25 protein-coding genes are annotated in these 20,596 nt (G+C 43.3%); 15 read left to right on the forward strand and 10 right to left on the reverse strand.

Annotated features, from left to right (window positions below; all coding sequences use genetic code 11):
- Nucleotides 1–3: 3 nt before the first annotated feature.
- From BXY_RS11930 to BXY_RS11945, 4 genes are read left to right on the forward strand one after another with little or no spacing between them, the layout of a single operon-like run.
- A complete protein-coding gene (locus tag BXY_RS11930; RefSeq protein WP_015532021.1) occupies nt 4–435 on the forward strand; it encodes a hypothetical protein in 432 nt (143 codons plus the stop codon).
- Nucleotides 432–1,223, forward strand: a complete 792-nt coding sequence (locus BXY_RS11935) for a restriction endonuclease (protein WP_015532022.1) — start codon at nt 432–434, stop codon at nt 1,221–1,223. The genes BXY_RS11930 and BXY_RS11935 overlap by 4 nt, the downstream gene beginning before the upstream one ends.
- 14 nt (nt 1,224–1,237) lie before the next feature.
- Nucleotides 1,238–2,599 carry an ATP-binding protein gene (locus BXY_RS11940; RefSeq protein WP_015532023.1) on the forward strand — a complete coding sequence of 454 codons (1,362 nt, stop codon included), beginning with the start codon at nt 1,238–1,240 and terminating at the stop codon, nt 2,597–2,599.
- Nucleotide 2,600: 1 nt separating this feature from the next.
- Entirely contained in the window at nt 2,601–3,533 is a 933-nt protein-coding gene (locus tag BXY_RS11945) for an O-methyltransferase (RefSeq protein ID WP_015532024.1), read from the forward strand.
- Between the two features lie 149 nt (nt 3,534–3,682).
- Here the strand turns inward: BXY_RS11945 and BXY_RS11950 are convergent, their stop codons facing one another.
- The 8 genes from BXY_RS11950 to BXY_RS11985 all read right to left on the reverse strand — a co-directional run bounded on the left by BXY_RS11950 (nt 3,683) and on the right by BXY_RS11985 (nt 10,874).
- Complete coding sequence (locus tag BXY_RS11950) at nt 3,683–4,087, reverse strand: hypothetical protein (protein WP_057280015.1); 405 nt, start codon at nt 4,085–4,087, stop codon at nt 3,683–3,685.
- Between the two features lie 35 nt (nt 4,088–4,122).
- Nucleotides 4,123–5,061, reverse strand: coding sequence for a relaxase/mobilization nuclease domain-containing protein (locus tag BXY_RS11955; protein ID WP_015532027.1), 939 nt, complete (start codon nt 5,059–5,061; stop codon nt 4,123–4,125).
- Nucleotides 5,051–5,359, reverse strand: coding sequence for a MobC family plasmid mobilization relaxosome protein (locus tag BXY_RS11960; protein WP_005646264.1), 309 nt, complete (start codon nt 5,357–5,359; stop codon nt 5,051–5,053). Before BXY_RS11960 ends, BXY_RS11955 begins: the two co-directional genes overlap by 11 nt.
- Before the next feature lie 139 nt (nt 5,360–5,498).
- Complete coding sequence (locus tag BXY_RS11965; RefSeq protein WP_015532028.1) at nt 5,499–6,572, reverse strand: DUF6371 domain-containing protein; 1,074 nt, start codon at nt 6,570–6,572, stop codon at nt 5,499–5,501.
- Between the two features lie 83 nt (nt 6,573–6,655).
- Entirely contained in the window at nt 6,656–8,023 is a 1,368-nt protein-coding gene (locus tag BXY_RS11970) for a DUF3987 domain-containing protein (RefSeq protein ID WP_057280019.1), read from the reverse strand.
- Between the two features lie 11 nt (nt 8,024–8,034).
- The gene (locus BXY_RS11975) at nt 8,035–8,403 is read right to left on the reverse strand and encodes a helix-turn-helix domain-containing protein (RefSeq protein WP_007855832.1); all 369 of its coding nucleotides are present in this window, start codon (nt 8,401–8,403) and stop codon (nt 8,035–8,037) included.
- A gap of 270 nt (nt 8,404–8,673) precedes the next feature.
- Nucleotides 8,674–9,579 (reverse strand): IS982 family transposase, encoded by a 906-nt coding sequence (locus BXY_RS11980; protein WP_016270147.1) that lies wholly within the window; start codon nt 9,577–9,579, stop codon nt 8,674–8,676.
- Between the two features lie 527 nt (nt 9,580–10,106).
- The gene (locus tag BXY_RS11985; protein ID WP_015532031.1) at nt 10,107–10,874 is read right to left on the reverse strand and encodes a hypothetical protein; all 768 of its coding nucleotides are present in this window, start codon (nt 10,872–10,874) and stop codon (nt 10,107–10,109) included.
- Nucleotides 10,875–11,119: 245 nt separating this feature from the next.
- On the opposite strand from BXY_RS11985, the gene BXY_RS11990 reads away from it, so the two are divergent.
- Together BXY_RS11990 and BXY_RS11995 are read left to right on the forward strand one after the other, a co-directional pair.
- Nucleotides 11,120–11,350: a hypothetical protein gene (locus tag BXY_RS11990; protein WP_015532032.1), complete on the forward strand. Its 231-nt coding sequence runs from the start codon at nt 11,120–11,122 to the stop codon at nt 11,348–11,350.
- Nucleotides 11,308–11,844 carry a PD-(D/E)XK nuclease domain-containing protein gene (locus BXY_RS11995; protein ID WP_015532033.1) on the forward strand — a complete coding sequence of 179 codons (537 nt, stop codon included), beginning with the start codon at nt 11,308–11,310 and terminating at the stop codon, nt 11,842–11,844. The genes BXY_RS11990 and BXY_RS11995 overlap by 43 nt, the downstream gene beginning before the upstream one ends.
- Nucleotides 11,845–11,937: 93 nt before the next feature.
- Here BXY_RS11995 and BXY_RS12000 read toward each other — a convergent pair whose 3' ends face one another.
- Together BXY_RS12000 and BXY_RS12005 are read right to left on the reverse strand one after the other, a co-directional pair.
- Complete coding sequence (locus tag BXY_RS12000) at nt 11,938–13,044, reverse strand: site-specific integrase (protein ID WP_015532034.1); 1,107 nt, start codon at nt 13,042–13,044, stop codon at nt 11,938–11,940.
- 92 nt (nt 13,045–13,136) lie between these two features.
- Complete coding sequence (locus BXY_RS12005) at nt 13,137–14,042, reverse strand: helix-turn-helix domain-containing protein (RefSeq protein ID WP_057280017.1); 906 nt, start codon at nt 14,040–14,042, stop codon at nt 13,137–13,139.
- Nucleotides 14,043–14,517: 475 nt separating this feature from the next.
- Here BXY_RS12005 and BXY_RS12010 point away from each other — a divergent pair, with 475 nt between their 5' ends.
- From BXY_RS12010 to BXY_RS12050, 9 genes are all read left to right on the forward strand, one after another.
- Entirely contained in the window at nt 14,518–15,063 is a 546-nt protein-coding gene (locus BXY_RS12010; RefSeq protein ID WP_005798008.1) for a hypothetical protein, read from the forward strand.
- A gap of 1,004 nt (nt 15,064–16,067) precedes the next feature.
- Nucleotides 16,068–16,298 (forward strand): hypothetical protein, encoded by a 231-nt coding sequence (locus BXY_RS12015; RefSeq protein WP_208946809.1) that lies wholly within the window; start codon nt 16,068–16,070, stop codon nt 16,296–16,298.
- 19 nt (nt 16,299–16,317) lie between these two features.
- A complete protein-coding gene (locus tag BXY_RS12020; RefSeq protein WP_015532037.1) occupies nt 16,318–16,734 on the forward strand; it encodes a DUF3408 domain-containing protein in 417 nt (138 codons plus the stop codon).
- 29 nt (nt 16,735–16,763) lie between these two features.
- The gene (locus BXY_RS12025) at nt 16,764–17,150 is read left to right on the forward strand and encodes a DUF3408 domain-containing protein (protein WP_015532038.1); all 387 of its coding nucleotides are present in this window, start codon (nt 16,764–16,766) and stop codon (nt 17,148–17,150) included.
- Between the two features lie 91 nt (nt 17,151–17,241).
- Nucleotides 17,242–18,030, forward strand: a complete 789-nt coding sequence (locus BXY_RS12030) for a ParA family protein (protein ID WP_015532039.1) — start codon at nt 17,242–17,244, stop codon at nt 18,028–18,030.
- A 146-nt stretch (nt 18,031–18,176) separates the two neighbouring features.
- On the forward strand, nt 18,177–19,106 hold the full coding sequence (locus tag BXY_RS12035; RefSeq protein WP_005681824.1) for an amidoligase family protein: 930 nt from the start codon (nt 18,177–18,179) through the stop codon (nt 19,104–19,106).
- Nucleotides 19,103–19,336, forward strand: a complete 234-nt coding sequence (locus BXY_RS12040; protein ID WP_015532040.1) for a hypothetical protein — start codon at nt 19,103–19,105, stop codon at nt 19,334–19,336. Before BXY_RS12035 ends, BXY_RS12040 begins: the two co-directional genes overlap by 4 nt.
- A gap of 290 nt (nt 19,337–19,626) precedes the next feature.
- Entirely contained in the window at nt 19,627–19,818 is a 192-nt protein-coding gene (locus BXY_RS12045; protein ID WP_117615916.1) for a P-loop NTPase family protein, read from the forward strand.
- Nucleotides 19,819–19,824: 6 nt separating this feature from the next.
- Nucleotides 19,825–20,481: a hypothetical protein gene (locus BXY_RS12050; protein ID WP_015532041.1), complete on the forward strand. Its 657-nt coding sequence runs from the start codon at nt 19,825–19,827 to the stop codon at nt 20,479–20,481.
- Nucleotides 20,482–20,596 lie beyond the last annotated feature (115 nt).

A 20,596-nucleotide genomic window follows, 5' to 3' on the forward strand; every position in this document is an offset into this window, starting at 1 on the left:
AACATGGAAAATATATTTGAAATTAGATTTTCATTTGAACAATATGTTAAGGATAATGTAATCCTTAAATTCTCAAATAAGCAAGGTGGTGCCTATAATGTATTTTCTTATCATTGGCAATGTTTTGTTTGGGCTGCGGTTGTTGGTTTTATACACAATGAACGTAGACCTCTTCAGTCTCCTATTGCTGATCGCCCTTTTAGTTTGAATACAATGTGTAATGGTGGTGGTGAAAAAGATGCGGAGGCATTATTGTGTATGTGTATAGCCAAAGCTGGTTCACTTGACATTATGAAAGAGCCAACAAAAGCTATTGATTTAATAAATGAATATGCTAATGGTGGGTTTTATTATATAATGAAAATGATGCAAGATCAGCCAATTACTAATGATTTGGAATGGGTTAAGCAAGAAATATTTGGAAGATCATTATGAGCAAGAAGTATACCATATTAGAGGCTGCAAAGGAGGTGTTGTTATCTTTTGACAACCAACCTATGTCTGTAGCAGAAATTTATGCAAAGATTCTTGAACGATCTTTATATACATTTCGAGCCCAAGCCCCTGTATCTGTATTAAGAAGTGAACTTAGAAGTCATTCATTAGGTATAGATTTTCCAACTGCATCATCGAAGAAGTATTTCATATATGATGAATCTAGCAGAAAATTCCGTGTCAATGAGGAAAATAAAGAGCGAGTAAAGAATACTGCAAAGGAGATGGCTTCTCTACGGACTGTTCGAGAGTTATATCATGAGTATGTAGAAGCATTCCAGCAAAAGATCCTTCGTCAATTGAAGAGTCTCAATCCATACGAATTTGAGAAGTTCTGCATGAATCTTTTGGACGTCTATGGTTTCTCTGATTTATCAGTTACTCAAAAGAGTAAGGATGGAGGTATTGATGGATTTGGCAAATTAAAAATAGGGTTGGCGCATATGAGTGTAGCGTTCCAATGTAAAAGATGGAATGTTGGCTCTGTTGGGAGAAAAGAAATAGATGCGTTTAGAGGCGCCATTCAAGGGGAGTATGAACAAGGAATATTCTTCACTACATCGTCGTTTACCAAAGATGCTATGGGCTGCTCTATTAAACATGGGGCAGTACCTATAATTCTGATTGATGGCGAAATGATTGTAAAGTTTATGATTGAGAAACAATTTGGAATCGAACATGAAAATATGCCTATCTACATAAATGCACTAGATCAAGTATTATCATAAAAAATAATAATATTATGAATACCAATGTAATAGAAGGAAATCCAACGAAAAAATTCTTTATTGAGATGATAACTCGGGATATATCCATCGAAGATGCCATTGTTGATTTATTGGATAATTCGATTGATGGTGCAAATCGGATTAATTCCGCGATATACGATGGATTGTGGATTAAGTTAACAATAAATGATAAGGAGTTTTCCATAGAGGATAACTGTGGAGGTTTTTCTCTTGAGACAGCTAAAAAGTATGCTTTTAGATTTGGTCGGCCAGAGGATGCCCCCAAAATGCGAAATAATACAGTAGGCCGATTTGGAATCGGCATGAAACGTTCTCTATTTAAAATAGGTAAGCACTTCTCTGTTGAGTCGTTATGTGGTTCTGATCATTTTTTAGTAGATGTAAATGTTGAAGAATGGGAAAAGAAAACAAAGACTGTGACATTGCCAGGTGAAGATACGCCAACCATGATCGATGATTGGAGTTTCAATTATCACGAGCTTGATAGGGGCGGCGCTTTACAGAACGATGGAACCTTGATCAAGGTGACAAGCCTGAACCCCGAAGTTCAAGACCTTTTCTCTGACACTCGCTTTATTAGTGAGTTGGCGGAAGATATTCAGCGTTTATTAAATTTCAGCCTTTTGCGTGGACTCCAAATATATTTAAATGGCACAGCTTTAGAAGGTAAAAAGGTTGAGTTATTAATATCTGATGAATGTATGCCTTATTACGATGAAGGCAAAGTAAGAGATGTTAAATATAAAATCGTTGCAGGTTTGGGAGAAATAGGCGAGCCTAAAAAATCTGGATGGTATATATACTGCAATGATCGGCTTGTTGTAGAGGCAGATGAAACAACAATGACGGGCTGGGGACTTTCTTCGATTCCTAAATGGCACGTAAATCATGTGATGTTTAGAGGTATCCTATATTTGGATTCCCAAGAGACCATGAATCTCCCATTGACAACAACAAAAAAAGGCATTGATACAACTTCAGAGATATATAAGGCCATATTGCCGAGGATGAAAGATGCCATGATTAATATATTGGATTATCTGAAAAAGATATCATTAATGGGAGATCAAGCTAACAGCTATCGTCGTATGTTATGCGATACGACGGAGAGAGCCTCAGCCGTTGAGTTGAAGTCTCTATCTTTCGCTGTTAATGGAGAGCCTTTAGTGCATAAAAACTTCATATCTCCTCCGCTTGATGAAGATGTTATTGCACAAAAAAAGAATACAGTAAGAATAGCATATGATGTTAATAAGTCTAAGGCAAATGACGCAAAACATCATGCTGAAGCAAGTAGTTATAAAGAGCTTGGGAGTATAACATTTGATTATTATTTACGAATGGAGGACATCTAGTATGAAAAGTCCAACAGTTTTAAATTATGAAGTAAGACCCTGCAAATTTGTCGAGAGACGGATGTTACTATCTGTGCTCTCTCGCATTATACCATTATTTCAACAGGAGTATCAATATATTGGTTTTGGAGGATTGTCTTTTACAGATTTTAAGATGTTTCATCGAGAACTCCATATCAACCAAATGTTCAGCATAGAATACGGATATCCCAAGGAAAAATTAGAATTCAATAAACCGTATTCTTGTATACAGATCCACCCTGGTAGAAGTATTGATGAATTGAGTAAAATAGATCTAACGAAGCCAAGTATTATATGGCTTGATTATGATGGATGCTTAAATAGCGACATATTTGAAGATTTGGAAATTATTTTCAATCGAATTCCACATGGCAGCATATATTTAATCTCCTGCAATCGTCAAATGAGGAATGGAGACAATCAAGAATATACCAAAAGCGAACTTAAAGAGGTATTTGGGCCGCTTGTTCCATGGGATATAGAAGATAAATGCTGCGTAGATTCTAAAGCTCCGTATACTATTCGAAGAATGCTAGAACTCGATTGCATAAATACTATTAAGGATAGGAATAGGATGTTGGAACATAGGTTGAAATTTGAGCCTATCTTTAATATTACATATGAGGAATATAGAGGAGCCAGAATGTTTACATACGGAGGTGTTGTTTTGAATGAAAGTTTTAATGAAAAGTTATTGCATTTCGAAGAATTTGATTTTGTAGGGACACCAGATCCTTATAAAATAGAGATTCCTAATCTCACTTACAGAGAAGCAATGGCTTTAAATCAAGCATTAAATATAGAAGATCAAGAAACACTTTTAATCTCAAAGAAGATACTCAAAGAAGAAGACATCAGAAAATATAAGAAATGCTATAAGTACCTACCTAATTTCTATGATGTTAGAATTTAGTAAAAGGCTGTGAATATGGAAAATATGGCATGGGAAATAAATAGTAGTTTCAGGTCATATAGAAGTAAGAACATTCTGAAAACAATAAAAAAATAGAGAGGCTGTTTCAAATAGGACCTTGAAACAGCCTCTTCATTAAGAAGTCTACATTACACCTCCAGCTCCTTCAACGGCAATCCATAATTATATTGTCTGAAAAGTCCTCTGTGGATAAGTTTCAGACCAAGGGTCTGATAATACTTGTAGTCGTCATCCTCGGTGCAGAGGTATTTGTAACCATAGCGCGGGGCGTACTCCTTGAAGAAGCGGGCAAGGTCTTTCAGGTTTTCCTGCTGGTTTCGTTTGAAGTTGCTGCGTACAATGATAATGCTCCAGTCGGGGATGCTGCCAACACCACAACTGTATTCCCAGAAACGGATATATAAATCCATTTCGTCTACATGGACGGAAACACATATGCCGTTGGCGTTGTGCATGACGGAACAGCAGTTTCTGTAACCGAATCTCTCACACAAATAGAGATTGAAATCGTAAATAAAATCGGAATAGTTCATAATAATTTGAATTTTGATGGTTAATAAAAAATTGATTATAGACTGAAACCTCGCTTGCGTTTCGGTTTCTTTTTCTTCTTTTTAAGCCGGTTGGCCTGTATCGCTTCCTCCGTATCATAATCCGTAGGAGAGGGCGTGAACAATCCCACACTGATGCTGGAATGATTCTCCTGCTGGTATTCATGACGAGGTTCCTCGCGTATGGTTTCTACCTGTGACTGACGCTGGTTCATGGTAGCAGAAAGAGCGTTATATCTCAGCTCCTGGTCGATGTTCAGGAAACTGAACTGGCGGTCAATCTTGGAACCGCTAAAGGTCAGTTGGTCACATGTGAACTTGACACCTTGCATCTCTCCGGTCGTGCGACTTTGCTTCCATTGCGTATCAATTCCGTACTTCCGTAAGGCCAGTCGCAGCTCACTCCAGCTTCGGGCGTTCGGAACTTCTCGTTTCAAGGCATGATAGATAAAATACTTTACCTTGTCGTGATGACGTAACCGCATGAAATTGACATGCTCTTTTCCTTCGGCAAAATGCAAGCGGTAACGAGCTGTTAGCATCTTGCAGACCTTTTCATTCCGGTAACGGTCGTTCTTGTCGCTAATGGTGCGGCCGTCATTATCCACCCGGTTGTAAACGATATGACAATGTGGATGGTCACGGTCGGTATGTCGAGCGATGATGAACTGCGTGTTCTCGATTCCCATTAGCTTCATATAGTCGTGGGCGATTCTTAGCATCAGTCCATCATCGTCACGGATGCGGTCTCCGTCTTCTGCGGAGAAACTCAATGATATATGGCCGACCGTGTTCTTGACCTTGTCGTTCAGTAAAGTCTGCAACTCGAATTGTTCTGCTATTTCTTCAGGTGAACCGTAGACACCAACTGCTTTCAGCAGACGCGATTTATCTTCTTTCAGCACATAGTTTACGCACCCGGAAAACGATGTGCCCTTGACAATTTTACCGATCATCTTTGAGCTGTTTTATGAGTTGTGAAATCTGTTGAACGGCGGTACTGCACTCATCAGCCACACGATAAAAACCGTAAGCATTGGCTCGTCTGGCAAGCTGGTTCAGATTTGTGCTTTCGCCAATCAGTTTTCGGATGATGTCAAGATTTTCTCTTGTAATTCGTTCACGCACTGTACCGTGTTCGATAAGTGAACGCACTACTTCGCTTTGACTGCGTTTGCTGCGTCGGCTGAGTGCTCTAAGCCAGCCGAATTGTTCGTCTGTAAGACGGATTGTAACTGTATTTTTCTTGTCCATAATATTTGCTTTTGAGATTAATAATTGTGACCATCGGGAGCCGTCTCACCTTCTTTTGAGGTGAGCAAGTGGCCGGGAAATGTAATACACCGGCATAAACTTGCTCCAGTGAAAAAGAAGTGAATCATACATCTGAAAGTCATCGTTTGAAAAGTCCTTTCCGGGTATGTTGAACCATTGCTGAAAGCGGTACTTTCTCCACATTGACAAGCTGCAAATCGAAGGTTTCGACCAGTGTTTCCAAGGCCGGATTCAACGTGATAAGACGATTGAGAATAGCCTCCTTTGTCTCTTCTCTCAGCAGAAAATCGGCGATGTCATAACCTGCATCCCGTTCTTCTTTTGTCGCATTTCTTTCCATAAAATCGAAGAGAGAAACTTCTATTCCCAGGCTCCGGATCATCTCCATTTTACTGTTCCAATAGTCGGTCGCCCCCAGGTCGGGGAAGAGCAGGACACGTCGGTTTCTCAATACGCTCATGGCGTCCCGATTGAACGCTCCGTTCTTTCCGCCCGAAGCAATCCAGAGGTATTGCGGCAGATAGAAGCTGGAAATCAAAGCGCTTTTCTCACTCTCCACAAGGGCAACTGGACGCTGCTGGTCGGAGGCCAAAAGATGCTCGCCAAACAAACATTGCCGGAGGTTGAAATTCTCTTTTTTCAAAAGGGAATGTACCCACGTGATGTAGTTGTGCGGCTTTTTAATCCGTCTTCCGTTTTCAGGATTGTAAAGCATCACTTTCCCAGTGCGTACTCGTCCGGAAATATCCACTTGCCAGAAGACCGTAGCTCCCGGCCAATGCTTTGAGGTTCCCACATGGTAGCGCAACATCAGCTCCTCGGTAGCCTCCTGCCCGAAATGAAAACTCAGGAACTGAAACAGCTTGTTCGTGTGATACAGTTTCAGGGATTGCCTCATGATTTCCGGCTCAATGAAGGATGGTGCAGGAGGCAGACTGATGCGTGGCTTTGACACCGGTACAAACTCTTCACTCAATCGTTCCTTGGCCATCGGGTTCTCGTCAAAGTACATTTTGGGCGTATAGTTGTAGCCGCACTTCTGTTCATGGTTGCATCGCCCTACATAATCAGGAAAGTTTATTTGCTTTTCCGTATCGATGTATTTGGCGAAACAACTTTTGCGGTGGCAGTTCGGACATGTATGCCGGGTGCTGACACCTTTGTATGGTTCTAATGTGAATCTGTAGCTCATTTTTCTTTCTGTTTGGATGTTACTATGCACATTTTCGCAACTTCACAAACCCCTCGGTTGCGAAAATGTGCATAGTAACAGGTTTATTTACTGTATTCTCCATGATTCTCTTTTCTGAATAATGTTCCAATGTGGCGTTTTAGAAACATCTTGAAAGCATGCTCCTTCATCCCGTAACTTTCAGCAATGCCGATACCTTCTGCCGTCGTAAATCTCTGAGGCAGGTTCAGGTAGATGTTGCGGTGCAATTCGCTCAACTGTTCCTGACTGACGGCTGTCTGCACTTTTACGGCTGTGGTCCGGAAATATTCAGTCAGCAGAATGGCACGGTTCACGCTTTCAAGGTCAATCGTATGCTTGTCACACTCTCCGCAAGTCCATCGGGCAAGCTGGATAATCAGACAAAACCGGATAATGTAGATTTCCAGTTTGCAGTAAATACCGACCAAAGCATCATTGGTTTCCATATCACATTGGCGTGCATTTTCGTGCTGCCAGCCGTAAAGCCGCTGCTTGGCGTCTTCATCGAATGGCAGGCATTGAGGCTGCAACTCATTATTCTCGTCAAGCGAATAATCCTGTGCAATCAGCTTGTTTATAATCTGTTGCCATTGGATTTCCAGTTCTTCAGGAGTTTCCCGGTCGTTCCATCTGCTTTTCAAAACAGATTCAGGCATCACGAAAAGAATACGGTCTATGAAACCGTTACTCGAACGTTCGCCCTTGACCAGTTCGCCCAAAATCTTCTTTTGAATGGTACCGATAACAGAGATATAGGGGCGTCTGATAAAAATGGAACTTTGCGCACTCTTGCGGTCGGAAATCGTGGGCTTGGCATTGAACACCGAAAGCCAGAATTGTTCTTCCGAACCGTTATTGTAGCGGTTGAAGTTCTTGAACCAGGCAGATAGCTCGTCCGACCAAAGGCAGAGTCCTCTGGGATTCTGGGCATGTATCAGGCTCAATCCTTCGGGAGTGATATCTGAAACAAGAAAGCGTCTGCGCACGGGAGCCTGCGGAAATTCATCCAAACCAGCTTCCATGCGTTCCTTTTTGCTCATGGACATAGTGCGTTCATACTCGGCATACAACTTCTGATACTCCTGATTCTGACAATAGTCGTGCTCAATGAACGGTTGGAAAGCGAAGCTCAGCGGATGACTCTTATTGGCCCCGGGGCGACCAATCAGAGCCATATACAGGATGGGACTTTCCAGCCAGTTGCGCTTCACCTGCACCAGATGGGAGTTGCCAATCCCCACGGCAATGGCTGCAAGGATAGCCGCAGCAACATAATCCACGGGATAGCCCTGACAATCGTGTAAACTGCTGATGATACGCTGAATCTTGATAGGAAAGATTTCTATCGGGAACTCACCACCAGACATTCTGGCTCCGATACGCACAGCCTCGCCGATAATACCTTCAGCTGTTAATTTGGAGGTTTTCATATCCATGCAAATCAAAAGTTATAACCTCCTTTTGGTTTGCGTTTCGCTCCATGTACTATCTCCGCTGCCTGTTCCTGGAGCGACATTGCCTGCATCTGCTTGCGCCCGGACTCAATCCATTGCAGTAACTCATCTTCATAGAAGTAGAGTTTTTTCCCTCGTTTGTAAGCCGGAATCAGTCCTTTACGCGCAAGCGTGTAAATGGTAGGCTTCGCCTTTCGTGTGATTTTACAAGCTTCGTCAATTTCAATAAGACGATGCTTGTCGGAAGAAACCTGCGGTTGCAGTGCCGCTACCATTTGCCGGATTTGTTCCATCTGTTCCGTGAGATAACCTACCGCCTGCGGCAGCTTATCAAAAGTGATCTGTTCGTTTGCCATACGTACTCGTTTTTAATTGTTCGCTGGCAAAGGAAATTGGTGTTTTGATGGTGGAAAACATCACCGGAATATAACTGTGAGATAACTTTTGGTGGTGATTGGTATGACTAAACAGTTGAAATACAACAAGTATATTACCTACTTTTAGTGTTAGACCAATAACTATTAATGGATATTGATAAGAAAAAATAGCCTCTCGATAAAAAGTGAAATGTGTGATGATAAATTATGAATAGTAAAAATTCTATTTAACGTGAGTTCGAAATAAAATCAAAAAATAGCAAGTTGTCCGTCATTGACAAACTTTACGTCAATGGCGGGCTTCTTTTCAAAAAAGCAGTATGCCGCGATAGCCGACAAGGAGTTGGCTATAAAGTTACTGAATGAACGATGTCTTGAGTGTTCAATCTGTGCGATGTTCTTCAGTTCGTCATTGACCGTTTCAATCAAGGCTCTTTTTCTTAGCAAAATCTTGTCGGCAATACTCATCAGTGAGTTCCTCATATTATTTTTAACTTTAGTAACAAGTTGTATGCCATTAAGGAAAAGGTTTTCAAACAGAGCCTGACCTATATATCCCTTGTCTGCACATAGTTTTCCTTTGATGTTTTCCAGAAACCTACCCTGTTTCAACGGTTCCCGGTCATCCACGTTTCCAGGCGTGAACATGAAATTGAGGATTTCACCCTTGTCATTGATTATCAGATGCAGCTTGAATCCGAAGAACCATCCCATAGAACATCTTCCACGCTCGGCAAGCCCTTCAAATGTCTTATGAATCAAGATTCTTTGGTTACGACATACACATAAGGGAGTGGAATCAACGAAACTGATGCCGGTACAAGTTCCCAGCAGTACTCTTTTGATGAATATGGTCATGGGAAGCAATACTTCCTTCTCCAGTTCCACAAAACGGTTATAAGAAACCTGACGAGGAAAAAGGTGTTTCAGATGTTTACAGACATACTCCTTGTAGTAATGCTTGAAACAACGGAAACCACCGGAGTGAAACAGGATTAGAATAACCATAATCTCTGCATCACTCATACGGTTGGGTTTGTTACGATGCATGGTCTTCATATCCTTAATCATATATTTTTCCTGTTGCAATGTAAATTCCTTGCAAAAATCATCGGCCATACAATAAATCTCTGTAACTTTAGACTCTGGAAACATAGTGGTAATCGTTTAAATGTTATAATTCAGCACTATAAATTTAATACTTTTATCGCTATGTTTCTAATTATAAGTGAAATATATTTATTCTTATTTCGAACTCACGTTATTTAAAAAGTTTTTTAAATTTGCAATGAATTTGATTGAACGTAGGAGTATGTTTAATATCTACTCATTTATTTAGGTGTCTGTTGCCGACTTTTTACCAGTTTGTACTTGGATGGATTAACTTGTTTAATTTCACTAAATCTCTGAATAATATGAAGACATTAGGTAACTTTTTAGGACGGTGGGCATTTGGCGGACTGGGCGGTTAATGCTCGAAAAAGAATGCGTGGTAAAAGCATACTCTGAAATCAATAGCTTCGCCATGAGGGTTCGACTCCCTTGCCGCCTATAAAAAGAGGACAAGATTTCTTGTCCTCTTTTTGTTATCAATTATAACATTGGCACTCTATTTTTGAAAAAATAAAATTGCTTATTAGGATATGTTACATTTTTAAATTTGAAGCTGATTAAGATTTTATTTACATAATCTTTCTATCCAGTTTGATGCAGCACACTGATTCCGTATGTGACATTTTACGCTCAATAGTGGAGATTTCCAAGTCACGTAGGGTGTGGGCAAAGACATTCTTGATGAAGGTTGCAGTATGAATACGCTTTCTACCAAAAGCCTTGCCGATATTCCAACCAAAGTGCATAATATCAATGCTTTTAAGCTGAGAGTCAACCTTTACAGGCGACATCTTTTGTAAGGTATCGCCTGTACTATATTCTGTAACGTATGTGCATAGACGGTTGAGATCTTCTTCACTCATATAGGCAACCATGGTTTGCTTAGTATAATTGAGCACCTTTTCTAATTTGGTTTGAATAGCACGATTATTTTCTGTGATAACATTGGTTCGCATGACTTCATATTCTGAGGGTTCAGAGATTGCTTCTTCATTGGTAGGAGCAGGCTCAATGACATCAGGCGTAGCCTGGTTTGAATCTTCGATTGTAAGGGCTTCCGGAACAGAAACGGTGTCATTGTAATTTTTCTTCGTTTGAAAAGCAGAGAAACGCAATAGAAAAGCTTCTATGCGTGGCAGCAGAAACTGATTAAAAGTTGTCTGTAAACTGGCATAGATTGCCATCAAGACAATTACTGTTGCAAAAAATGCAACACTACTACTGAAATCGTCAACACCTTTGGATAAAACAAACAGCCGAGCTAAAACGCCAACGATAAGAATACCTACCAATACAAGGGAATAGAGTGCTATATGTTCTATACTTTTCTGATTCATAGTGATATTTGCTAATTGTTTGTGCGCAAATATATGTCATTTCATAGATACCATGTTATAAATCCAAGAAAGTGGCAGCATTTGTCCTCGATATGTAGCTTTTTTCCTCATTAATAAGCCAGAGTCAAACAAAAAAATCCCAATCATATTCTAATTGTGTGTTTTGTATAAATTGGAGTGGTAAATCGAAATAAATCAGTATCTTTGAATTATTTATGAAATTGTTGATAACAATATGAATTTATATGGATTTGAAAGAATTAATAACAGAAGGTGAATCATTCCTAATGAATGTGAGAAGGAGTCCTTTTGGAGATTATATCGCAGATAGTAAAGGCTATGCAGAATGGGGAGCAAAGTCTTTGATGTTTTTGCAATCATTGTATCCGAACCATCCTCAGACTGAAAGATTTGATTTTTGGGTCAAAAAAATATGTGCGATGAAAATGAATGCGAACAACTTATTGCAATATTAAAAGCTTTTCATGAGATAAATCCTAAAATAGCAGAAGTGGACTATGATAAAGTTCTAAGTAAAATATTTGAGAAATTTCATATATGTGCAAGACAATTAAAGCGTAGGCATGCAGGACGCCCTACGTTAGAGATTAAAGATGAATACGATGTTCAAGATTTATTAAACGCTATTTTACGATTACATTTTGAGGACGTCCGACCAGAAGAATGGACGCCTTCATATGCAGGCGGTAACAATCGTATGGATTTTTTGTTGAAAAATGAAGAAATTTCAATAGAAGTAAAAATGACACGCGATGGATTAAAAGATAAAGAGCTAGGTGATCAGTTAATCATTGATATTGCTAAATATAAGACTCATCCAAAATGCAAATTTTTATATTGTTTTGTATTTGATCCCGAAGGATATATACGAAATCCTCGCGGTCTTGAGCATGATTTGACCAAAGAACATGATGGTCTATCAGTGAAAGTCTATATTAGACCTATATAGTATAATAATATATGCTATATTATAAATTTCATATATCAAAGATAATCCGTACTATTTAGTTGTATAGTACAGATTATCTTTGGACTAGTGTTTTCATTTAAGAGAAATTTTATTCGCCGTTTCTCGCTTCTTTGAATTGACCAAATCAGCATAGATTTGTGTAGTGGTGACATTCTTGTGCGTCAGCATCTTCGATACTGTGTAAATGTCTGTACCTAAAGAGATTTGGATGACCGCATACGAGTGCCTAAAGCAGTGGAAGGTTATGTGTTTTCTGATTCCGGCTTCGGCTATCCATTGTTTCAGGGGATGATGAGTCATGGATCGGGTCAAGCCTTTGAATACTTTTCCGGTGCCCCATTCGCCACACAACTCCAGTGCTTCCTGACTGATAGGGAGGGTGGCCTCGGTTTCTGTCTTTTCGGTGCAGATACGGATGTAGTAGCCTTGATCCGGACCGACCTCAAAGTCACGCCAGTCCAGCTTCAGAATATCACTGATACGGAGACCGGTCATGCAAGCAAATAGGGAGGCCTGTTTCAAGACAGGAATCTTGCAGGGTGTAGCTGCTAGTTTCTTGACTTCATCAAGTGTCAGATACTCTTTCTTGACCTCTTTCCATTCAATCTTTTCCAGGAAGTCGTTTAAGTTCTCACGCAACATCTTTTCCTTATAGGCTATTTTCAATAGTGCTCGGAAAGTTGAATAATAGCCGGCTGCCGAATTACGTGAGATATAAGCATTGGGATGATTGATCTGTTTGCATTTGAGCAGATAATCCTTGAACTTCTCGCACAGTTCCACGGTGACATCGCCAAAGGTACATTTGCCGCCGACAAATTTCTCGAAGTGGTTGTAAACGCAATCCCATTTCTCATACTTTTCTCGTGCCTTTGTCCGGAAGTAGGCGAGGAAATCTACCTTTTGCTTGTTCTTGTCCAGAAACCCGAATTCTTCATTGATAAGCGACTGGACACGGATACAGCGGATTGCCTCTGCCTTGTTCAGCATATCCTGATTGAACATTCTTTGCTGCTCGTTCTTGGGCTTGGCATAGATGTAAATGCCGAGGAATTCCCGGCGACTCATCTTCATCGTGTAAGGATTGCGAATGGCCGGATAATAATCCAGATAAAGAGATATACGGTCGTTACGCAATGGCTTTTGTCTCAAAGTTACGTTGGTGCATGTAAGTGTCATAGCTATATCGTTTTTTGATTAATGCTTGTTTTTGTTGCAAATAAAATAGGTGTTCTGATGGTGGTATTTATCACCGGAAAATAACTTTCGGCTCATTCTATCTTTGGAGGCTCAAAGAACTTGTCCAGCTCAGCCCGCAGAATCTTGGTATATTTACCTACCTTGATACGGGGGATATTATGGTATTTCACATAATGGTAGAGTTGATCCCGTGTCAGATTGAATCGCTCCATCGCTTCGGCAATAGTGTAGTATTTTGGCTCTTCTGGAGCAATGAGACCTTTGGCAATGTCCACATGCTTCTTGGAATAGTACACCATGATACCGACCTTCTTCTTGGGAATGGCATTCTTTGATACGAAAGAATAGATGGCCGTCAGCGTCATGCCGAATTTCTTTTGCATGTCTTGCGTGCTGTACCATTCCTTGATTTCAGGATCGGGAGCTTTCTTTGCAAAGTAGTCATCAATATGCTTTTTGCTCCAATAGGTTTTACCACGATGAAAGGTTCGTGGGATATTATGTTCCTTAGCGATATGGAATATCCAGGAATCCTTTACGCCATACTTCTCCTTGACTTCAGCTGTAGTGTAGAAATCATTAATAGAAGGTTTGTCTCTGACCGGAATCTTAAAATCTATAGGCTTATTGAATAAGTTATCAATATCTTCCTTTTTCAATAGAAATTTATATCCAAGTCGGGAGGCTTTTAGTTCACCTCTTTTCAGGTAGCCATAAAGAGTAGGTCGGGTTACTCCAATGTATGTGGCAGCTTCTGTGATAGTAAGAATAGGCTTGTCTCTGATCTTCTCAATCGGCTTTTCCTTGATGACTTTTTCGATAATTTGGTTGTTAGCCTTAATAGAGGACTCACGTTTCTTCTGTTTATACAGAAGGTTTGCACATCTGTGCGAACAACAGGTTGTAGTTGTTTTATGCGCAATGAATTCTTGCTTGCACCACGCACAGATTCGTCTGATTTCAATGTTGCTACTCATGTTATTTCTCCTTTTTTCTCCAATATTTTTGTATAACTCCGTAAAATCCCGTAAAATGGCGTAAAAGTTCTCCATGACCTTGCCAACGATAATCCTCGGATTTTCGTGGTGAGGTACACAGGAGGTACAAAAAATGGCGTAAAAAGGCTTAGCAACGATTATCAACGATACTTGAGCAACAAAAAAGGCGCCCGTAAAGAGCGCCATATTAATCGATTGTAATCAATTTAACTATTTGATAATCAGGTATTTACTTTCCGTAGCAAAAGTAAAGAGACTAAAAATATTTGCTGGGAGAATCACTATAAAGGATTAAAAAGTAAAACTGCTGTCCGATGTAGACTTGGAAGCGCTTGATATATTTTAAAGCGAGAAGGGCCTGGGTGAGAAATAGTCTGTCAGCAGTTTTTTCCAGTAATTGAGCGTATGAACATATTGATTCAAAAGTTGCACTATAAAATAAATGATTACAACAATGAAGCTAAAATTGTTATTTTCCCCTTTTGTTTTTTGCTTGGTATTCGGATGCGGAAGTCGGTCAACCAGTGAAAAAGCAATAGCCGATTTTGTGCAAACGGACAAACAAGGTGTATGGACCGATCTACAGTTTGAGGTTATCGAGATGGGGGAACCGGTTATGATCACTGTGGGTGACAGTATCCGTATTCTGAAAGAGACCTTTGAAAAAAAACGGGAGGAGGAGCTTGATTTTGCCAATACCCATGTTGAGCGTTACAGCAGTTCTCTACAGAAAGAGGGATTTTCGGCAATGCGGGAGTTTTATCAGAACCGCGTTGACAAGTATCAGAAAATGGCTGATTCACTTTCCAGGCTTAAGCCCGTGTTACCTGCATCATATGCGGATACAGATCCTCAGAAAGTGCTGGCACAGGAGGTTACTTGTAAATATTCAATCATGGCCCCGTTCATAAAAGCGAGACAGGAAATCACTGAGACATTCGTCCTTAACGCTGATGGCAGTAAATGTTACCGTTACAAGCTAGGAAGGAGTAGACGGTAGGCTATTCATTGAGTGTCTCTGATTGGTCACGGCAATAATCAGGAGTACAATTTTCTGGAAAGCCTGTCATCAAAAACAGGCTTTCCAGATGACAAGTGCCCTCTCTGTCATGGTTGCAGTTCTCTCCCAATCAGTACCACAGGTCATCATCGTCCTTGTTGCATCAAACCTGTGGGCTGTTTATAATTTGTAATGCAACGCGTATGCCTCTTGATTTTTTCCTGGGCAATTGTATTATCTTGGAGCGACTTCGGAGCTCTATATGTTGGAGGGGTTTGGCGGCATAATTGCCGTTAAACCGTTTGGTTTTCGTTTAACGAAAACACAACTTGCTGTCCGCAGGAGCGGACCACGTTTATCCAATAATTATTGTGTATCAGCCCATTGTAAGGCTATTCCCCTGTGGCTTGCGGGGTATTTCCATCAGGTATTTGCCGGCTGTTCTCCCCATAAAAGGATGGATATCTCTCCATAACCATGTGACTTACGCCCATAATTCGGGGATGAGGAGGCGTATCTATCTATGGAAAATCAGCTCTTTCCATACCTTATTCTCCATTAATGAATTGCTACTTCTACACTTCTGCAAATGGAGAAATGGACATGTAGCCGTGTACGACTTATGTTTTTTCTTCATTGTCTCCATTAATGAATTGCTATTTCTACACTTCTACAAATGGAGAACGGGCATAGAACCGTGTGTGACTTATGTTTTTTTTCATTGTCTCCATTAATGGATTGCTACTTCTACACTTCTACAAATGGAGAACGGGCATAGAACCGTGTACAACTTATGGTTTCTTTTCATTGTCTCCATTGATGGATTGCTACTTCTACACTTCCACAAATGGAGAACGGGCATAGAACCGTGTACAACTTATGGTTTATTTTTATTGTCTCCATTGATGGATTGCTACTTTTACACTTCTACAGACTGATAATTTAAGAATCCGACCAAGGCGGATACACGCTCTCATACCTGCCCATGAAGATTAAAAGGACCGGTGGACAAGGAAACGGAATCCCGCCCGCTTTTCCACACCGCTACGGGCAGCGTGCCTCTGATGTCGCCTCCGCATAGGAAGAAACGCCCGAACGCAGCGGCATGTCCGTCCACCCGTCATGTGCATCATGACAATAACCGACTTTGGATGACTATAAGTGACAGGTGGCTCCGTCCGGTTCTCTTCTTCCTTTATTTTGTATTCCGATACAATACCGGTTGTGTAATTTAATAATTTAAGATTTTAAGATATGGATTCAAAAAAAGAAAAGAACTGGCTTTCCGATATCGTTCTCGAGAGGGTCGGACTTACGGGGAACCTTCTGTCAGATCCCGTTTTCCCATCCCCGGAACCGGTGACGAGGGTGCCGGGGCATGAAAGGCCGGTGGGGGCAGGGAAAGTGACAGACCCGGAAGAATACAAAAGGAGGTTTCTGGTTCCCGCTCCCAAGGCCGCGGAGTGGAAGACCGCATACATTGACGGGAGACTGCACCGCCGGATTGCCATGCTGGTCAGGGCAGCCGGTTGCGGCAGCATCTCCGGTTTTATCATCCGGCTGCTGGAACTCCATATGGAGGAACACAGGGAGGACATCGCCGTCCTGCTCGGTGAGGTCTATCGTCCTTGGGATGAAGACGGGCAGCGGGGAGGAACGGCCCGCCGATAAAATGTTGTCATTGTCCAAGAAGATATATCATGACAGGAAAGAACGTAAAAGACCGGATGGGTCCCGGCGGGATGGATGCGGACCGCATCCGTGAGATCATGGGGGAAGCTCCTGCCTGTCCCCGGCAGGGACGTGGAACGTCCGGTAACGACATTATGCGTCCCACAAGGAAAAGTGTTCCCATGCAGCCGTCCGTTTACGGAAAGGAATACCTGCATGGCATTGCGGGCATGCAGCGCCGGTCACTGCATATTCCCGCCGCCCTGCACCGGAAACTGTCCATTCTGGCGGGAGCCTCGAGAAACGGGAAGGTCACTCTGGAGGGGTTCATCAACCACCTTGTCTCGCGGCATCTGGAAGAATACAGGGAAACGGTGGAGATGATTCTGGAGGAGTCCCTGCCCGGACGGTCATAAAGGGCCGTCCCCATGAGAGGGGATCCTCCCGGTGGGAGCATTGCTTTTTGTTTCTGAAACAATAGTGTTTAACATTTAATGGAAAAGAAGTATGATGAAAAAAGAAAAAGAGTTGTTGGTTGCCATCGCCAGCCAGAAGGGTGGCGTGGGAAAATCCGTCTTTACGGTAATGCTGGCCAGTGTCCTGCATTACCGTAAAGGCCTGCGTGTGGCGGTTGTGGACTGTGACTCCCCACAACACAGCATCGTCCTGATGCGTGAGAGGGACATGGAGGGTGTCATGAAAAATGACGACCTGAAGGTGAACCTGTACCGGCAGTACGAGAGAATCCGGAAACCTGCCTATCCGGTCATCAAAAGCGACCCGGAAAAGGCGGTGGAAGACCTGCGGCGTTATATGGACGAAAAAGGGGAGACTTTCGATATCGTGCTCTTCGACCTTCCCGGAACGCTCCGCAGCGAGGGGGTGGTCCATACCGTCTCTGCGATGGACTATATCTTTGTCCCGCTCAAGGCGGACAACATCGTCATGCAGAGTTCCCTGCAGTTTGCCAAGGTGCTGGAGGAGGAGCTGATCGCCAAGGGGAACTGCAACCTGAAAGGTATCCGGCTGTTCTGGAACATGGTGGACAGGCGGGGACGGAAGGACTTGTATGATGCCTGGAACCGTGTCATCCACAGGATGGGGCTGCAGCTGCTGTCCTCACACATCCCGAACACCCTCCGCTACAACAGGGAGGCGGATCCTGTCTGCAAGGGTGTCTTCCGCTCCACGCTGTTCCCGCCCGATCCCCGTCAGGAGAAAGGCTCCGGCCTTCCTGAACTGGTGGAGGAGATATGCCCCGCCATCGGTCTGGGGGAATCCGACACCGACCGGTAGCGGACGATAGGATACAGACACCTTAAATAAGGACTTTTAGCCTAAGATAAAGTAAGCTAACAGCATGATAATAAGGCTCTTATAATTACGACTTCTCCTATAAAAGCATTACCTTAGCAGTATAATAATAAAGGAGGTAACAAATTATGAACGAGCAAGTTAGAAGCATTTTAGCACAAGAGACAACAAAGACAAGCAAGATCCGGCAGCTGTTCCTTCTGGGAGTTCCCCGTGCGGAAATCGCAAGAATGGTGACTAACGGCAATTACGGTTTTGTAGTGAACGCCCTGCGCCGGATGAGTGAACGTGAGGATGGTTTGAATACCCATCAGGCGACAGCCGTATTGGATTACACTTTCAACCGCAAGTTCGGTATCGAGATCGAGGGCTACAACTGCTCCCGTGAACGGCTCGCCCGCGAGCTCAGGGAGGCCGGTATCGAGGTTACGGTAGAAGGCTACAACCATACCACCCGTCCGCATTGGAAGCTCGTGACGGACAGCAGTCTGAACGGCAACGACACCTTCGAGCTGGTCAGTCCGATCCTGGTCGGTGAAGCCGGCCTGCGGGAACTGGAGAAGGTCTGCTGGGTGCTTGACCTGTGTGACGTGAAAGTGAACGAGAGCTGCGGGCTTCACGTGCATATCGATGCCGCCGGTTTCAACATGGCGACCTGGCGTAATCTGGCCCTGAGTTACAAACATCTGGAACCGGTCATCGACAGGTTCATGCCGGCATCCCGCAGGGATAACTACTATTGCAAGGGATTGGGCCATGTATCTGATGAGACGATACGCTCGGCCAGGACGGTGAACGAACTGAAAAACAGAATCGGCAACCGTTACCACAAGGTGAATCTCGAAGCCTATTCACGGCACAAGACGGTCGAGTTCCGCCAGCATTCGGGAACGACCAACTTCACAAAAATGCGTAACTGGGTGCTGTTTCTCCATAAATTGGTTACCTTTGCCACAAGGGGACAGGTGCCCGCAGCCACCGCACTCCGTGACATCCCTTTCCTGGACGATGAACAGAAACTATATTATAAACTGAGGACTAAAAAATTATCGGCATGAACAAGCATATGTATATTTTGGCGGACGGCGGCAGGATTGCCGCCTCCGACCCTTCCGAGTTTGTACGCATCCTGCGTGAGGGCAGCTGGTTTGACAGCGGGTGCACCGACGGGGAGTACATGGTGAATTTCTCCGGGCGGTACAGGGAACTGCACGGGGTGACGGTGAGGACCGACACGCCGGAGCATTTCATGGATGACCTGAAAAAGTACGGTTACATCAAGGGCTGAGAAGCCCGCTCCTTTATTATTGCGATCCCCGCCAGCAGAAGCCGGTGGGGATTTTTCTTTTTTTCACTGTATCGGATGTCCCCCGTATCCTGTTTTCCAAAGGGGGGCTGGCTTCACGACTCCCTTCGGGAAAGCATTTTTTTCTTTTCACCGCCCCTTCCCCCATGACAAAAACTGACTATCCATGACAATACACGACAGGGTATTTGAGGTCATTCCGCTTGTTATTTCCTTTGTGGTATGAAACGGCAGGAAAGCTTGCCGGCAACAACCATAAAAAAGAAATGCACATGGAAAAAGAACCTTTATTTATCGAATTGACCGGCCGGAAGTGTGAACCCGGCAAGACCTTCTTCACCGTGTTCACGGGCGGTGTCCTACATAACCGCCGGGGATACAACGTTGCCATGATGGATTGTGACCCGCTCCAGTACAGTATCGGCCCGACGGAACACGCACATCTCATGACAAACCTTATGTAGACCGGTATGGAATACGCATTCATCCTTCTGTTCCTGTATGCCTCCTACCTGAGCATAGAGAAGTACGTCCACACGGGCAGCATCCTTAAATGGAGGGACGGACAGCGTCCTGCCTCCGCTCTTCCGGTGAAGGAAGAACCGGCGGAACCACGGGAGGAAACGTCTGAGGAAGCTGTCATCGGCAGAAGCCGGTACCGGTTATGGCAATCCCCGCCTATGGACGGGGAATACGCGATGAGCGAAAAGCGGACGGATACGGCCATGAAAGGGAGAAAGGCACCCGTGCCCGAATTCCCCGCCCCTTTCGGAAGACCGGAGGAGGGTGAGGTGCCGGAACGCTACGAGATCACCGGTTATGTGGAACGTCCCGATCCGCACCGCGCCAGAGGCGTGACCTTTGACGACATGGACCTGCTCTCCAGGTTCATGGCCACGGACCGCCTTTCGGAACCGGAACAGTCCCATGCCCGCCAGACACTGGAACGGCTGGAGGGGACCGACATGGAACGTATCCTGCAGGCCGGCATTCTGGGCAGTGACGAGACATTGAAACGGTACATGGAACTGTACGTGGACAGTGACAGGGAGCCGCCCCTGCTGGCGGGAAAGGACAGGGAAAGCATAATCAGGGATTTCGATATCATGGATTTCATACCCCGATAACCAATAACATAATGTGTATATGGCGAAGTATCATGATTCAAGCTGATCCGCCTTGCGGACATTCCGTTCCGAAGAGAGAGCAACATGAGTGACGAATGAATTAACGAAGGAGATG

This window comes from Bacteroides xylanisolvens XB1A (genome assembly GCF_000210075.1).
Classification (GTDB): domain Bacteria; phylum Bacteroidota; class Bacteroidia; order Bacteroidales; family Bacteroidaceae; genus Bacteroides; species Bacteroides xylanisolvens.

Excerpts from the sequence above, each read along its gene's own strand:
- BXY_RS11930 (WP_015532021.1), top strand. The coding sequence starts at position 4 with ATGGAAAATATATTTGAAATTAGATTTTCATTTGAACAATATGTTAAG.
- BXY_RS11935 (WP_015532022.1), top strand. The coding sequence starts at position 432 with ATGAGCAAGAAGTATACCATATTAGAGGCTGCAAAGGAGGTGTTGTTA.
- BXY_RS11940 (WP_015532023.1), top strand. The coding sequence starts at position 1,238 with ATGAATACCAATGTAATAGAAGGAAATCCAACGAAAAAATTCTTTATT.
- BXY_RS11945 (WP_015532024.1), top strand. The coding sequence starts at position 2,601 with ATGAAAAGTCCAACAGTTTTAAATTATGAAGTAAGACCCTGCAAATTT.
- BXY_RS11950 (WP_057280015.1), bottom strand. The coding sequence starts at position 4,087 with ATGAACTATTCCGATTTTATTTACGATTTCAATCTCTATTTGTGTGAG.
- BXY_RS11955 (WP_015532027.1), bottom strand. The coding sequence starts at position 5,061 with ATGATCGGTAAAATTGTCAAGGGCACATCGTTTTCCGGGTGCGTAAAC.
- BXY_RS11960 (WP_005646264.1), bottom strand. The coding sequence starts at position 5,359 with ATGGACAAGAAAAATACAGTTACAATCCGTCTTACAGACGAACAATTC.
- BXY_RS11965 (WP_015532028.1), bottom strand. The coding sequence starts at position 6,572 with ATGAGCTACAGATTCACATTAGAACCATACAAAGGTGTCAGCACCCGG.
- BXY_RS11970 (WP_057280019.1), bottom strand. The coding sequence starts at position 8,023 with ATGAAAACCTCCAAATTAACAGCTGAAGGTATTATCGGCGAGGCTGTG.
- BXY_RS11975 (WP_007855832.1), bottom strand. The coding sequence starts at position 8,403 with ATGGCAAACGAACAGATCACTTTTGATAAGCTGCCGCAGGCGGTAGGT.
- BXY_RS11980 (WP_016270147.1), bottom strand. The coding sequence starts at position 9,579 with ATGTTTCCAGAGTCTAAAGTTACAGAGATTTATTGTATGGCCGATGAT.
- BXY_RS11985 (WP_015532031.1), bottom strand. The coding sequence starts at position 10,874 with ATGAATCAGAAAAGTATAGAACATATAGCACTCTATTCCCTTGTATTG.
- BXY_RS11990 (WP_015532032.1), top strand. The coding sequence starts at position 11,120 with ATGGATTTGAAAGAATTAATAACAGAAGGTGAATCATTCCTAATGAAT.
- BXY_RS11995 (WP_015532033.1), top strand. The coding sequence starts at position 11,308 with ATGTGCGATGAAAATGAATGCGAACAACTTATTGCAATATTAAAAGCT.
- BXY_RS12000 (WP_015532034.1), bottom strand. The coding sequence starts at position 13,044 with ATGACACTTACATGCACCAACGTAACTTTGAGACAAAAGCCATTGCGT.
- BXY_RS12005 (WP_057280017.1), bottom strand. The coding sequence starts at position 14,042 with ATGAGTAGCAACATTGAAATCAGACGAATCTGTGCGTGGTGCAAGCAA.
- BXY_RS12010 (WP_005798008.1), top strand. The coding sequence starts at position 14,518 with ATGAAGCTAAAATTGTTATTTTCCCCTTTTGTTTTTTGCTTGGTATTC.
- BXY_RS12020 (WP_015532037.1), top strand. The coding sequence starts at position 16,318 with ATGGATTCAAAAAAAGAAAAGAACTGGCTTTCCGATATCGTTCTCGAG.
- BXY_RS12025 (WP_015532038.1), top strand. The coding sequence starts at position 16,764 with ATGACAGGAAAGAACGTAAAAGACCGGATGGGTCCCGGCGGGATGGAT.
- BXY_RS12030 (WP_015532039.1), top strand. The coding sequence starts at position 17,242 with ATGATGAAAAAAGAAAAAGAGTTGTTGGTTGCCATCGCCAGCCAGAAG.
- BXY_RS12035 (WP_005681824.1), top strand. The coding sequence starts at position 18,177 with ATGAACGAGCAAGTTAGAAGCATTTTAGCACAAGAGACAACAAAGACA.
- BXY_RS12040 (WP_015532040.1), top strand. The coding sequence starts at position 19,103 with ATGAACAAGCATATGTATATTTTGGCGGACGGCGGCAGGATTGCCGCC.
- BXY_RS12045 (WP_117615916.1), top strand. The coding sequence starts at position 19,627 with ATGGAAAAAGAACCTTTATTTATCGAATTGACCGGCCGGAAGTGTGAA.
- BXY_RS12050 (WP_015532041.1), top strand. The coding sequence starts at position 19,825 with ATGGAATACGCATTCATCCTTCTGTTCCTGTATGCCTCCTACCTGAGC.